A 13,372-nucleotide genomic window follows, 5' to 3' on the forward strand; every position below is an offset into this window, starting at 1 on the left:
TAGCGCTACCAGGGACGTTGGCGAGGGTGATAATAATGTGCTGGCCCTAGGATCATTTGGTGTGGGGTCTAAAAACCTTCCAGTAATTTCTGACATCTGGGACAAGAGTAAGGGCACACGCTTCTGTAACGTTACCCCTACAACATCGGGAGGGCCTGGAATGTATGGCTCAGGCATCCGACTGTCAGATCGGAACATCGGGAGTGGCGCGACCTCTGCCGCGCAACAGTCCTTCTCTTCGCTGATCCTTAGCGGGAAGATTATTCAGTTCATGAGTATGGCTGATGGTGTCGACAGTGGCTGGATGCAGATTTACCACACCGGGAACACGACTCGGGCATCTGATGGCACGTTGAAGGCCGCCTCCCCGATTGTACAATTATTCGGGGATGGTTCATGCCAGCTTAACGATGAATCTCAAGGATGCACTGTAACCCGCCAGGCTATCGGTGAGTATCTGATTGAAGGGTGTGTGGGTCTGAACTCTGATGCCGCTTGGGGTGGTATTGATGGCGGTTTCGACATCCCAACTGACCGCAATAAACAACCGCTTATCTGGCTGGATTATGAGGTAAATGCAGACGGATCGGTGCTGGTAAAAACATTCCACCGGGAATACTCTACAGCGCCGTCATTTGCGAGGAACGTATTAAATGGTGTGGCGGATGGCGACCCGGTCGATATTCCCGCCGACCAGTTCGTAAGTGTTCGTGTGGAAATGCCCGTGGAAAGCCTCTGGAACCAGCGACACAAAGATGCATTAACAGTTACTACTCATGAGCAAGGTTCTTGAGAAAATCGCAGTCCGCTCTTGCATGCGACGGGCTGCGGTATCCTCAATGGATGGCTGCGTAGATTTTCTACGAACCTAACTCGCTGAGTTTAGCGGCTTCTTTAACCGCATTGATTACCTCAAGCGCTTTTCCCGAGTTGTTAAGCGCCAGTTCCACCAAGTTGAAGAGTTCTTTGATTGCTTCAGTATGGTACGCGGCAGCTACACCTGAAGTATCAAGAAATTTAAAGTCCTGAATCACCGTTCCATCACTGAACTTACGGTCTCCGTATGTCTTAACTGCATCAGGACACCACTTTTCAACATCCTGGGCAATAAGGCCAACGCCCCGCTCACCATCCTGGATATCATACGTAACGCCACGCATGGACAGTACGGCGGCAAGAGGGGTTTGCACCAGCTCAATATTCGACTTGTGGCGCTCGTCAGAACCATTTACCCAGGCGCCTTGAGAAGTGGCAGAACCATCATAATTAAAGTTCCAAAGTTTTGACCCAGTGCCATATGATGCACCGTTATAGTAAATCGAATACGCAATTGTGTTTGTTCCTGATCCACGCGTGATCCCTGCAATCCAGCCATCGGCATACCAGTTATACTGAAACGCGCCAACAAATCCTGTAGTGCCAGTGTTTCCATCACCGGATATGGTCAGAATGTTGTTTTCTTTGCCAGCCCCCTGCTGCACTTTTCCTTTCAGCACGAAGCCTTTTGCCATATCGACATCAAGGCCGCCATTTGCGGAAATAACGGAGTTAGCATCAGCAGCAATCGGGGCACCTTTCAAATTCAGTTGGCCTGTAAGCGTTCCACCTGAGGTTTGCAGAGCTCCTGCAATACGTGAATCATCGCCAGCAGCGACCGTACCGGCCGCCGTGCCAACGTTCCTGGTGGCGCTGTCTCCCAAACCGAGGTTTGTGCGAGCGTCAGCGGCATTCGTTGCCCCGGTCCCGCCGTCCGAAACTCCAACCGCCCCATTGCTCCCTTTCTGGACCAGTTTGCCGATCGCCGGAATGGTTACACGAGCGCCGTTGATGGTGACGGTGATGTTCTGGTTTGCTGAGGTAGTGGCGAACGTCTCCCACGCGCCAATGTTCTCGTCATACTCGTTGATGAGCTGAGACATGCTCTGCGCCAGGCCGTCGACCGAGAGACTATCAGTAACAAGAATGCCGTACTTCTGGCCGCTCAACGCCGGAGACGCGGCAGGCGTAACCGTCAGTGATGTCGCACTGTTGATGGCGGTGATCTGAAACATCTGTACCGGGTTAGAAAGAACAAACAACGTCTGGCCAACCCGAATCTGGCTGGCCGGTGCCGTCCAGTTCGTGCCAGTGCCGGTTGCGGTGTTTCCGTTAACTGCGATGGTGCCAGTGTTATAAAGCATATTTTCTCCAGGCAATAAAAAACCCCGCCGGAGCGGGGTTTGTTCAAAACTGAATGGGTTAGTGGCAGGTTGTGCTGTTGAACGTGTTGGCGCTCACCCATGACCAGTTAAAGGGATAACCGGCGCGGTACTGCGTCTGATTGTTTTGCTTGCGGACTCCGTAGATCTGGACGCTGCTTTCTTGTCCACCGACCAGGGCTGTTCCGGTGCATACGGGTTGCTGCTTCTCAATAACGCCAGCGCAACCGGAGAGCAATACCGCTACCGCCAGGCAAAGAATCATATTTTTCATAGTGGTTATATCCCAGGGCATTCATGAAGCTACACAATAACAATATGAATCAACGGGATATAATTGATTTGGTAGATCAATTATTCGAAATTGATCGCTAAAAACGATCAATCATAATTGGCGCAGTTAATGGCCATAATCACGTTCCTCAGATTCGAATACGTAACGTTCTGAAGGTTGCCGCCGGGGGTTGTCTGCGGCCTGGCGAATATCCGCGTATTGCTTCCCTCAAGCTTTGCCATACTCTTGTATATGGCCGAGTAGGGCTGCGGCTGACCGCCGGCGGATACAACCCCGGTAATTAGCCCCAGCATGGCAGGCATACAGGCCCACTTCCCCGCCAGAGTTGTATTGATGTTATATCCTGAGCTGGCATCCACCCCGGCGGTACCGAGGGTGACAACATCGCTCAGCGTGCGCGTTTCGTTTGTTAAAATCAGCGTCCCTGAAGCATCCCACACAGCCAGCCCGTAGTCTGGCTTTGTCTGCGGGAAAATAGAGAAAAAATAAACGTACGCTGTGCCGGTTGCATTCGGTCTGAGAAAATCAATCGTGATGGTGTTACCGCTTATCGTCTGGGTGATTTCGACCTCAACCGTACAATGAACGAACGCGACAACAGGCTGACCTGCGGGGAATGTGTGCGTCACTTTGGTATTAAACCCCGATGTTCCCTGAAGTGCCGCTGTCTTTCGCGCCTGTAGAGCGACTGGCGAGCTGTTAGCGGTCACCCATACTTCCCCGCTCGTGGTCGTCAGTAAAACGCCATACTCCGCCATTTATGCCCTCTCGATCTGGAAAATGAGATAAGCCGCTGCCGCAGGCTCAGTCCCTGCTGAGTAGTCGGTATCGCCTACTGCTGACACTGTTGCTGTTCCCCCCGAAATGGTGATCTTCCTCCGACTCGTACCAAACTGATCACCGTTCATGACCTGAAAATAGGTAAGCCTGCAACCCGGTGGAAGCGCTACGGAGTAAGAGCCTGTTTTCTGGTTCTGGGCCAGCTGGAGATAGCCACAAACGCTGACAGGCTTAACGCCATAGTTATTTACCTTTCCTGAGGCGTCCCATGTCTGAACACCATATTCCGCCATCCAGTCCTCCTGAAAAAAAAGAGGCCCCGTGAGAGGCCTCCCGTTACCATGTTCCCGTGATTCTCCCGATCTGCACCCTCAACACATTCCTGGAGTCCCGCACGCTGATTGTCTGGTTTGTCTGTTTCATGGACCCCTCACCAGCTGTCGAACCGTAGTTCTCAAACGTACCGCCCTTATCCAGCCGCCACCCGACTGAGCCAGCGACATAGTTATTGGACTGGATGTAGTTGCCGATCTTGTTGTTGTTGATGGTGCCATCACCTATCAACGCGTCTCTGATGAACACCTGCCCGTTTTGGATAACGAAAGGTAAGGTCACCGTGGCACCGGCCTGGTGAGTAACGGCGAAGCGGTCAGCCAGGAAGATGACCTGCGACTGCATGCCGGACGGCGTATTCTCCACGCCGATCCCCATCCCTGCGGCGTAGTACTGGCCGTTGCTGGATAACCCGACCTTGATGCTGTACATCGCCTTCAGGTCGCCGTTGACGTTCGCAATGGCCTGCGCGTTGGTGGTGATCGCTGAAGTGTGCCCGTTGATGGTCGCCGTGATGCCGTTTATCTGCGTGGCCGTGGCCTGCTGGTAATCGGAGAACGTCTGGTTAAGGCTGTTGATGGATGCCTTGTTGCCGTTCACGTCAGTCTGCAAACTCAGCAGCGAACGCGCCGTTGCCTCCTTCTCGTTGACGATCACCTCATCAATGCGATCCAGCTGCGCGCTGTTACCGGCGACCGATGCCGACAGCGTTTTGCGCGCGGCCACCTGAGCCAGATTGCCCTGAATAATCGCGATGGCGGAGTTCTTCACTCCTCCCGTCATACCGTCCACAGACACGCTGATGTTATCGATGCGCTGGCCCAGCGCGGTATCAGCCGTCGCCACTGTCTGCTCAAGCTTGCTCAGAGAAGAAGACACATCTCCGACCGTGCTCGACAGGTTTGTAACGCTGGTCTGAACCTTCCCGATATCCTGGGCATTTTTGGCGATTTCCTGCGCCTGTTGCGCCAGTTCATCGTTGGCCTGTTTGATGTCGTCAGCCATGCCAGCAATTTTTTCATTGCTTTCCACCGCGTTCTCGATCAGGTCTTTGAACGTATCGGAGCCTTTCATGTCCTCCAGGATTGCATCGGTGATATCGGATACATCGATGCTGGCCTGCCCGCGCACAAAGTCTGTATATCCTGATTCGTTTCCGCTGCGGTCCACCAGCTGCGCGCGGTACCAGAAAATCTGCCCAGCCTTAAGGCCCATCTGCTGATACTTGCGCTGCGGATAGGGTACGTCTGCCAGCAGCATCGCATCGTCTTCCGTCCCGGTCGGGCTGTACTGAATTTCCGTCTTCAGCGTGTCGTCGGTGTTCGCCGGGAATCCCCAGCTCAGCTCGATACCGAATACCACATTATCGGAAGCGATGAATCCGACCGGTTTCGGCGGATTGCCCACTTTACCCGTCAGCGTTTTCTCTTCCGAATAGCCCCACCCGGAAGAAATTTCTGCGGCATTGATGGCGCGTACACGCACCAGATAGCGCCCGGCATATATCCCCGGCACGTCGAATGACGTGGTGGAGCTGCGCGGCACGTTAACCCAGTTCCCGTCGTTGCGGCGCCATTGCGCTTCATAGGCGATAGCGTTCTGCGCCTGGTCCCAGCTCACGCGCATCGTTTCGACGCTGATATTTTGCTGCACCACAGAAAACGAGCTGATCACGATGTTCGCAGGCGGCGACTGGTTGCCCGGCGGGATCACGCTCACCGGCCGCTGGTCAATGATGGCTCCGGTATCGATTCGGGCATATTTATCCGGATCGTGCCATGCACCGGTAATGGTGAAAGTGCCATCATCGTTATCAGTGACGCTCACAACACGGTACTGCTGTGCGTACAGTTCGTTTGACTCAACCACCCAGACAGCTTCGGCCTGAGGCGTCTCACTGTATGCGGTGGTGACTGTGACCGATTCCCCGTTAACCGCCTGAATGGTCCTGCTCTGTGACGCTCCGGAGGGAAGGTTGAGGATAAGGCGATCACCTGCTGCTGCATCAGCTACACGGTCAAGTTTGATAACGCGACCATTAACGGCGCTGATGCGGCCGCCCATAACCTTTCCGGAAAGCAGCTCGTCTGCCACGGCGATGATGTAGCCCGGCTGCGGAATGTTTCCGTCCAGCCCGACATCAAACGAAACAACACGATCCTTGTTGTTGGTGAGAATACCCCAGCGCCCCTTTCGGTTCGCCTCTGACTGCCTGGTACAGCCGATGGCTGTCATTTCCAGCTGATTGAAGCCGTACCGCGCCACCAGCGCCTGCTCGAATACGGGTTCCATCGCGTCAGCATAGGCGTTACCGGGATCGGACCATGAAACCAGCGCTGTAGTGTAGCGGGTTTTCGTGGTGCTGCTTGAATAGGTGAAGCGACCGCCAACAACGTTAGCGCGCGTGTAGCTGTAATCCACATCACGGGGCATATCGGCCAGAGCAACGATCTGATCGCCACCCCAGTACGTCATGCCACGGAATATGGCCGCAAAATCACGCAGGACTGTATAAGCGTCGTTTCGGTCCTGGATGTACACGTTGCAGGTATAGCGTGGTTCTGTTCCATCGCCACCCTTACCGTCCGGCACCATCTGATCACAATACTGGGCAACCTGATAAAGCGTCCATTTATCAATATTCGCAGCGGTCAAACGGTGCCCGAGGCCGAACCGGTCAGAAACAACCAGATCGTAAAAAATCCACGCAGGGTTATCCGTCCATGCCCACTTAAACGTACCGGTCCATGTACCGCTATAAGTGCGGGTTTCAGGGTCGTAGGTATCAGGAACGCGCATAACACGGCCGCGGGGCTCGCAGGAGATCTGCGGGATAGAGCCGTTAAACTGGCTTGAATCGAATTCGATGTAGAGTAACGCTGTGTTTGGATATCGTAACTTGGCGTCAATAACCTCAGTGAAGCTCTGCAGCGTCATCGTGTCGCCGATCTTCGCGCTGTTGGCGTCAGAGGTAATCTTACGCAGGCGGATTGTCCAGGTGCTTCCAGCTTGCGGTAAATCGATACGGTGGCTGCGCTCATAACCAGACGTCGTTTTGCCGGTCACGCTGGTATTGAGTACCGTCTGCCATGTGCCGCCGTCCGTCTGCAGGTCAATCGCATAATTGACCGAGTAACCAACCAGATCGCCGTCGTCTTCCTGTTTGAAAAGCGAGGGCCATTTCAGACGCAGGCGAACTGCTGAAAGCTGCGTATTGGTAAACGTGCGCGTCCAGGCTGTAGCGCTTGATACCTCAGTTCCCACGCTGATTTCGTTTTCGGTACCGGGAATACCCTGAATATATTTTTGCGCCTGCGTTCCCGCGCGAAACTCCCACGTTACGCCGCTGAAGTTTTGGGAGCCGTCAGCATTCTCGAGGGCTGTTCCGTCCAGGTAGATATCTTTGCCGGTTAGCTGCCCTGCAAACTCCCCTTCGCCAAGCGCAACGAGGATTTTTGCCTTCGCTACAGATTGCAGATCATCAGGCTGTTCGGTAGGGGTTCGGGAACTTGAGCTGCCGCCCTTGCGGCCCTTTAACACTTTATCTGTAGCCATATTGCGCCCATAAAAAAAGCCACCCGAAGGTGGCCAGAAAAAAGGTTAGTTATCTACTGCTGATCTTCGACATAAATTCCGGCAGAAATAATCGCTCCGCCTATCCGCCGGCGACCATAAAGGAGCGGTACCGGGTAGCCTTGCGCCGCGGTGTTTGTTACACCACCGAATGCGTAGGAAGCGCGGTTATCTGCACTTTGTTTGCTGGCTATGCCTGATGGCTGTGGTGAAAGAAGCTGAATAACCCCACCGAGGACCAACGAGGCGCCAGTTGCTGCAGCAAACCCAGTTAATCCACCAGCAGCGAACGCAGCGCCAACTCCGCCAGAAACAAAGACTGCAGCAGCTATCAAAACTGCTCCTAATATCGTCTGAAAAAGACCAGCGCGTTTACTACCGATAATTACAGGCATAATCCTTACTACATCGCCTTCAGAGGGAAAACCCATCTCATCTGCGGCAATATTTCTTTTCCCTTTGAACACCGCGAAAGTTAATCCGCGACGTTTACTGCTGATCATGAAACTTTCGAAACCGGGCAATGTTTTACTTAAAGCAATAGCAGCTTCACCAGTTCGCGCTATCAGTCGTTGATGGGTTCTACCGAAGGTCTTTCCTAACACTCCGCCGAGCTGAATTGTTGTCATTACTTCTTTCATATTCTCACCATAAAAAAACCCGCCGAAGCGGGTTAAGTCTTGGTTAGATACAGCGTTCTATTACTTTAATCCGGCTGTTGATTCGATAAGCAAATAGCCCACCTTGATGACGGAATTCAATCTTGGTAATTCCGCCGTCCGATATTAAATCAACCATCTCAAGTTGAGATTGTGTAAATACAGTTTTACCACCGTCATAAGGCTGAATAAAAACGCTTCCATATTTTTGGCTTTCTTCTTGCCAGCCAGCGAGTATGCATTCAGCTACTGCGTCAATTTGTTTCTTCGATTGAAAAGTATTTGACGCTGGTTCCTTCCGGAGATCCTGCATACTCGAACAACCAGCCATGATTAACAAAGAAAGTGCCAATAATGTTTTTTTCATATCCCTATCCCCTTTGGTTTTACAAAAGGTTAGCACAGAGATTTGTAACGTAGAACCTTCATCGTCCTTTCCTGCCAGTAGCCACCATACGGCACCCGCTGGCTCAAATGTCCATACAGGTGGTGCAGCAGCATGTTGCCCTCCAGCAGGATCCCCGCGTGATTCCACTTATCAGCCTGGACCTGCATGATCACCATATCGCCGGGTTTCGGTGGCCCGTCGAATTCACGGAATCCGCACTCATACCAGCAATCCTGATAGAAGTTGTCCGGATAGTCATTTTCCCACCAGGGATAATCCACCCGGTAATCATGGAGCTCGATACCATGCGTTTGCCGGAAATAGCTCATTACCAGCCCCCAGCAGTCGAAGTGTCCAAGCACAAACGGACGCTCCAGCAGCGGCAGTTCTCCGCGCGGCTGGATGGTGCGTAAATCCCCCTCCGGCCAGCTCACAATATGCCAGGGTAAAAGCGTTGCGTCGCATTGCGCTTTATCCAGTTCGCTCGGTTGCGTTGTGGCGTCAGGATGACTGTGAGCGATGGCGATCACAGTCCCCCAGTCCTCAGCAGCTGCATAGTCTTCGGGGCAAAGGACAAAATTGTCCTCCGGCATCGCGGCAAGATTCCGGCACGGGAAATAACGTTCAACTCGGCTTTTCTGCGCCACCACACCGCAACACTCGCGAGGGTATTCAGCAGCAGCATGCGCCATAATCGCATCGATGGTTTTCTGACGCATATCAACTCCTGATCAAAGACGTGCCCGGGAAGCCACCAAACGAGAGTTCGTTATTTTCGCCGAATCGGAGTTTGCAGGCCGTCAGCGTGCCGTTGCATTCATCCAGCGACGGATCGCTTACCGGGTTGTTGTTTTTGTCGAAATAGCGGGTGCCGGCATAGTCGCAGCCGTCGCCGGTACGATATTTATTCCGGATGCACCAGGTACACAGGGAATGAAGCTGTCGCGTCGGGATCATTTGCCCCTGCAGATCCATCGGGCTGGACAGAACAAATTCAACGGTTTCACCGGCAAGCTCGCCCGTTTTCCCGTCGATATACCAGACCTGCAGCTTTTCCTGAGTCGGGTCTGCTGTGGGGTTGCCGTCTGCGAAATTTCTGGCATCGAGATATTTCTCTTTTGTGTCGTGAATAGTGACTTTCGCCTGCAGCAGATCGTCATACGCAAGACACAGGGCAGAGATGGAGCTTTCGATGTTCGCAACCGTCAGTGATGGCGTTGCGTTGCTCCCACTGGTTGATTTCTCCAGACCTTCCAGCTGATACGGCCAGGCGGCGTATTCATTTCCCTGCCACCAGATTGGTTTTGCCGGAAGCCTGGACTCATCCCCACCAGCGGCGATGATTTCCGCTTCTGTGTGGGGAATGTTGTAATTGTGAAAACGGAGAACGTCCATTAGCCCAAATGAAGAACCGTCCACCTCAATCAGACGAACATCGTTTCCGGATTCCAGCTTCTGATAATCTGCGTTTAAGCTCATGGTTTAAATGCCTGGATGAATGTAGCAGTCAGCGACCAGTTGCCTCCCCCCATTGGGGAGGGCTTGTACTGTTTACATCGATAAAGCCCCAAATCCTCAAGCGGCGGCTTCCATGCAAACGCCCTTGTTCCCTCATGGCGATCAAGAAAGTCTTTAATCGACTTGATATAGGGCTCCAGACCTACGAAGGTCAGATCCCAACTTTGCGAGCGCGGGTTAAGTCCGTCGCCGGATGTCTGGGTATAACCATCTCCGAACTGCGCCTCACGCGTACGCATGGTGACATCCTGAGAGGGATTTACCCGAGGGCTCCAGTTGAAAGTTTCCAGCGCCATTACCGCCTCCCGTTTGTACTGTTCCAGATTGCCCCTCCGGGACGAAGATCAGCCTGTATCAGCTTTCGGTATTCATCTCTGACAAAATTACCTACGCTTTTGCCGAATTTCTCCAGCCCACCAGATGATTGCGATGCTGTACTGCCATCGCTATTGATAGTGATGAATACCTGAGGAGCAGCACCTTCAGAGCTACCCCCTGACACTGCGCGAACCCCAAGTGAACCATCAGCTGCCCGAGTCAATGGCATGATCGCTTCTGGTCCCGCCTCCCCCATTACTCCCGCCCCTTTCGCGAATGCGAAAAAAGTAGGGTTATCGACAACCTGACCGCTGTAGGCACTTAAGTCTGAGGAGGTATAAACGCCGCCTTTAGCATTGAACTGGAAATTGCTCCCGTAATCGGCAATTGCTGTCCCTGAGCTGCCTGCCGTACTTCCACTGACGCCGCCAAGCACACTCGAACCAACACCCATAATCGAACTCAGGATTGTATTAGTTACCAGCGCCTGCGCTGCCATATCGACGAGGTTTTGAATTATCGACTGGGTAAGCGTGGAGAAGAGGTTGATCATGCCCTCTTTAAAGGTCTGCGTGTTAGTCAGCAGCCCCGTCAGGACATTAGTGGTACGCTCGCGGGTAGCCTCAACCAGGCCGATCGCCAGATTATTGAAGTCACTCTGTGAGCGATATAATTCCAGCGCGGTCTGATACTGTGCATCAGCAGAATCTTTACTGCTCTTCTGCATAAGCATTTCGTATTGCTGCTTGCTTACAGCGCCATTGCGATAGTAGGTCTCGATCAGGCTTTGCTGCTGTACGAGTTGATTCCTTTGCTGGGCAAGTGGATCAACGTCCCCGGCAAGCTCAAGACGTGGTGCTGAAATAGCATTAGCCTGTGCCTGTAGGATTTGTCGCGATGTCTCCTGTGAAAGGGTGACACGCGCAGCCATATACTCCTTTTCAGTAAGCAGACGGGCATCAAGAAGCGACTTCAGCTCCTGACTTGCTTCCTTTTCCTGATTGATTGCCGAGCGCGCGGGTGAGTACTGCTCGGCAAGTTCTGTGCGTTGCTTCTGGTAGTTCTCGGTATTCATCAGCAGCGCGCGCTGCAGGTCCTGCTCACTTGCCCCATTTTTTCGAGCTGCGGCAATAAGTTTTTCCCGGCTGGCCCTTTCCTGCAGGTCGATTTTGCCAAGGCTGGTTGCGTGAGCTTCTTCGATTTCCCTGCGCAACTGAAGGTACTGATTAACCGTTTCCTTTTTGGCTTTCTCAGTATCTTCTCCAGTCCACGGCGTGGTAACACCTTCACCGGCTTTCGCTGTCTGAGCCGTAATGGTTTTGATGTCATTAGCGAGCGATTTAGCTTGATCTGCAATCCCTGTCTGGACTAAAAATCGCGCCTTGCTGACGTTCTCAAGATTAGACTGTGTTGTTTCTAACCCCTTATTCACAGATTCGAGATCAGCTTCAGCGCGTTTTTTGCTGTCCTCTACGCCTTTTTTCTGTCGGAATGGGTCAAAACCACCGAGGCTATCAAGCCTGCTGTCTGCGTCCTGAATCTCCTTGATCAGCTGGTTACGCTGGGTGACCTGATTTTCATACTGGTCCTGCAGGTCAATCTGCTTAACTGCCAGCTGTTTATCAGACATCTGCATCAGTGCAGCAGTAGTCTCAATTACAGCATCCTTGAGGTTAATTGCTGACTGCCGGGCATCCTTCGCCTGCTGATGAAAATACAGGAGCGCCGAACCTGCCAGCATTGCAGCGCCGAACGGTCCACCAACCAGTGCTAATGCCCCGCGAGCAAGCCCAACTGCAACCGAGGCAGCCCGCGCAGATACTGAGACCTGTCGATTTGCTGCAGCCAGTTGCATTTTCGCCCGGGTTGCCAGATTCGTTTGCTCGGTCTCTTCTCGAATTAACCGGTTAAACTCGCCCTGGTAATTAACGTTCAGGCCTTGCTGCCTGGCGGTCTTTTCCATCTGGCGGTAGTACCCAAACTCGGCATCATTTCGCTTAAGTGTGGCGGCAGTTGCTTCAAGCGTTTTGCGTGCACCGTCAGCCTGGGCAGCAGCCGCAGCTTTTACGGCTGCCTGATTTTGTTGCCAGGCGCTTACGTTTTCGCGAAGACCTGCAGTTAGTTTTGTCGAGAGAACGGGGATCAATGTGTACAAGGCTACGCTTGCAACAGCATTGAAATTATCGGTGAGCAGGTTTATTCCATCGGTTACTGACTGAATGCCTGAACGCAGTGGGCCGGTACTGCTTTGGCCTATCTTAATGATCATGCCTTCAAACGCACTGGTCAACCCCATGATGTCGCCATTCAGGTTATTCACGCGAATAGCGGCCTGCTCATGCGCAGTCTGTGTGCCGGTAAGAGCCTGGGTCAGCGCGCCAAGTTTGTTGCGATTGTCCACCAGCACCGATGCAGCATTAATATTCTCAACCCCAAATAGTTTTACGGCTTGTGCTGTAGAGAGGTTTTTCTTCGACAGGTTCTCAAGCGCGCCGCTAAGACCAACAACCGAAGGTTTGAGCGTTTTGTCGGTCCCCTTCTCCAGTGCAAGAATAACGTTTCTGAGCGCAGTACCTGCTTCACCGCCTTTGATTTCACGCTCGGCCAGAACCTGAATCGCAGCATTCAGCGTTTCAAACCCGACACCTGCCTGTGCAGCGGCCACACCGCCATTTTTAATAGCCGCAGCGGTATCTGCTATTTCCGACGCCCCGAATTTGGCACCGGCAGCGAGCACATTGATATAACGATCCGCTTCCTGAGCCCCTGCTCCGAACTGGTTAAGCGACAGGGCCAGAGTGCGAGTTGCGTCTGGCAAAGTAGAGCCTGCCGCCTGAGCAAGCGTAAGCGCGCTCTTGGTCGCCTGAGTAAGTCCGTCTGCGGTCTGAAGAAGTTCAGGTTTAGCGGATGCCATCAGCTTCAGAGCTTCCACAGCCTGACTCGCACTGTATTCAGTGCTTCGCCCCATCTCCTGAGCTGCTTCATCAAGCGTTTTTAACTGGGCACCTGTAGCACCGGTGATTGCAGAAAGATCGGACAAAGCCTGTCCATATTCCCGCGTAGTCGCAATTATGGTGCCAAGAGATAAACCGGCACCGGCAAATCCTGCCAGGCGGCCAGCAACACCTGCGATGGTTTTACCCATCCGGGAATAAGCTTCATCTGTCTTTTTTGCATCTTCTTGTGCGTTACGGTTGAAACGCTTTGAAGAATTCTCAGCATCACCGTATGCACCCATCAACTGAGATTTAAAATTGGCTGCGTTGAGATGCAGCCCGACGGCAAGGGAAGCAACGTCAGCCATTACATT

At 52.9% G+C, this 13,372-nt stretch carries 12 protein-coding genes; 1 reads left to right on the forward strand and 11 read right to left on the reverse strand.

The features are described 5' to 3' along the window. Positions 1 to 271: 271 nt before the first annotated feature. Positions 272 to 793, forward strand: coding sequence for a hypothetical protein (locus ACQG2Q_RS17545; protein WP_233425077.1), 522 nt, complete (start codon positions 272 to 274; stop codon positions 791 to 793). 67 nt (positions 794 to 860) lie between these two features. Here the strand turns inward: ACQG2Q_RS17545 and ACQG2Q_RS17550 are convergent, their stop codons facing one another. The 11 genes from ACQG2Q_RS17550 to ACQG2Q_RS17600 all read right to left on the reverse strand — a co-directional run bounded on the left by ACQG2Q_RS17550 (position 861) and on the right by ACQG2Q_RS17600 (position 13,366). Next, positions 861 to 2,180 (reverse strand): tail fiber domain-containing protein, encoded by a 1,320-nt coding sequence (locus ACQG2Q_RS17550; RefSeq protein ID WP_426759247.1) that lies wholly within the window; start codon positions 2,178 to 2,180, stop codon positions 861 to 863. Positions 2,181 to 2,238: 58 nt separating this feature from the next. Next, the gene (gene cor, locus ACQG2Q_RS17555; RefSeq protein ID WP_181494151.1) at positions 2,239 to 2,472 is read right to left on the reverse strand and encodes a phage exclusion lipoprotein Cor; all 234 of its coding nucleotides are present in this window, start codon (positions 2,470 to 2,472) and stop codon (positions 2,239 to 2,241) included. A 107-nt stretch (positions 2,473 to 2,579) separates the two neighbouring features. Next, positions 2,580 to 3,251, reverse strand: coding sequence for a hypothetical protein (locus ACQG2Q_RS17560; protein WP_257286836.1), 672 nt, complete (start codon positions 3,249 to 3,251; stop codon positions 2,580 to 2,582). Beyond that, on the reverse strand, positions 3,252 to 3,566 hold the full coding sequence (locus tag ACQG2Q_RS17565; protein ID WP_063859494.1) for a hypothetical protein: 315 nt from the start codon (positions 3,564 to 3,566) through the stop codon (positions 3,252 to 3,254). 43 nt (positions 3,567 to 3,609) lie between these two features. Beyond that, on the reverse strand, positions 3,610 to 7,161 hold the full coding sequence (locus tag ACQG2Q_RS17570) for a host specificity protein J (RefSeq protein ID WP_257286837.1): 3,552 nt from the start codon (positions 7,159 to 7,161) through the stop codon (positions 3,610 to 3,612). 53 nt (positions 7,162 to 7,214) lie between these two features. Further along, positions 7,215 to 7,820 carry a tail assembly protein gene (locus ACQG2Q_RS17575; RefSeq protein ID WP_063161279.1) on the reverse strand — a complete coding sequence of 202 codons (606 nt, stop codon included), beginning with the start codon at positions 7,818 to 7,820 and terminating at the stop codon, positions 7,215 to 7,217. 43 nt (positions 7,821 to 7,863) lie between these two features. After that, entirely contained in the window at positions 7,864 to 8,205 is a 342-nt protein-coding gene (locus ACQG2Q_RS17580) for a hypothetical protein (protein ID WP_032624416.1), read from the reverse strand. Between the two features lie 29 nt (positions 8,206 to 8,234). Next, positions 8,235 to 8,945 carry a C40 family peptidase gene (locus ACQG2Q_RS17585; protein ID WP_271079857.1) on the reverse strand — a complete coding sequence of 237 codons (711 nt, stop codon included), beginning with the start codon at positions 8,943 to 8,945 and terminating at the stop codon, positions 8,235 to 8,237. A gap of 1 nt (position 8,946) precedes the next feature. Beyond that, positions 8,947 to 9,705, reverse strand: coding sequence for a phage minor tail protein L (locus ACQG2Q_RS17590; RefSeq protein WP_257286939.1), 759 nt, complete (start codon positions 9,703 to 9,705; stop codon positions 8,947 to 8,949). Next, positions 9,702 to 10,040 (reverse strand): phage tail protein, encoded by a 339-nt coding sequence (locus tag ACQG2Q_RS17595; RefSeq protein ID WP_048959837.1) that lies wholly within the window; start codon positions 10,038 to 10,040, stop codon positions 9,702 to 9,704. Before ACQG2Q_RS17595 ends, ACQG2Q_RS17590 begins: the two co-directional genes overlap by 4 nt. Continuing rightward, a complete protein-coding gene (locus ACQG2Q_RS17600; RefSeq protein WP_257286938.1) occupies positions 10,040 to 13,366 on the reverse strand; it encodes a phage tail tape measure protein in 3,327 nt (1,108 codons plus the stop codon). Before ACQG2Q_RS17600 ends, ACQG2Q_RS17595 begins: the two co-directional genes overlap by 1 nt. Between the last annotated feature and the right edge of the window lie 6 nt (positions 13,367 to 13,372).

The sequence above is a fragment of the Enterobacter cloacae complex sp. 370H10 genome (genome assembly GCF_050031535.1).
GTDB lineage: Bacteria > Pseudomonadota > Gammaproteobacteria > Enterobacterales > Enterobacteriaceae > Enterobacter > Enterobacter intestinihominis.

Excerpts from the sequence above, each read along its gene's own strand:
- ACQG2Q_RS17560 (WP_257286836.1), bottom strand. The coding sequence starts at position 3,251 with ATGGCGGAGTATGGCGTTTTACTGACGACCACGAGCGGGGAAGTATGG.
- ACQG2Q_RS17575 (WP_063161279.1), bottom strand. The coding sequence starts at position 7,820 with ATGAAAGAAGTAATGACAACAATTCAGCTCGGCGGAGTGTTAGGAAAG.
- ACQG2Q_RS17550 (WP_426759247.1), bottom strand. The coding sequence starts at position 2,180 with ATGCTTTATAACACTGGCACCATCGCAGTTAACGGAAACACCGCAACC.
- ACQG2Q_RS17545 (WP_233425077.1), top strand. The coding sequence starts at position 272 with ATGAGTATGGCTGATGGTGTCGACAGTGGCTGGATGCAGATTTACCAC.
- ACQG2Q_RS17590 (WP_257286939.1), bottom strand. The coding sequence starts at position 9,705 with ATGAGCTTAAACGCAGATTATCAGAAGCTGGAATCCGGAAACGATGTT.
- ACQG2Q_RS17595 (WP_048959837.1), bottom strand. The coding sequence starts at position 10,040 with ATGGCGCTGGAAACTTTCAACTGGAGCCCTCGGGTAAATCCCTCTCAG.
- cor (WP_181494151.1), bottom strand. The coding sequence starts at position 2,472 with ATGAAAAATATGATTCTTTGCCTGGCGGTAGCGGTATTGCTCTCCGGT.
- ACQG2Q_RS17580 (WP_032624416.1), bottom strand. The coding sequence starts at position 8,205 with ATGAAAAAAACATTATTGGCACTTTCTTTGTTAATCATGGCTGGTTGT.
- ACQG2Q_RS17585 (WP_271079857.1), bottom strand. The coding sequence starts at position 8,945 with ATGCGTCAGAAAACCATCGATGCGATTATGGCGCATGCTGCTGCTGAA.
- ACQG2Q_RS17565 (WP_063859494.1), bottom strand. The coding sequence starts at position 3,566 with ATGGCGGAATATGGTGTTCAGACATGGGACGCCTCAGGAAAGGTAAAT.
- ACQG2Q_RS17570 (WP_257286837.1), bottom strand. The coding sequence starts at position 7,161 with ATGGCTACAGATAAAGTGTTAAAGGGCCGCAAGGGCGGCAGCTCAAGT.
- ACQG2Q_RS17600 (WP_257286938.1), bottom strand. The coding sequence starts at position 13,366 with ATGGCTGACGTTGCTTCCCTTGCCGTCGGGCTGCATCTCAACGCAGCC.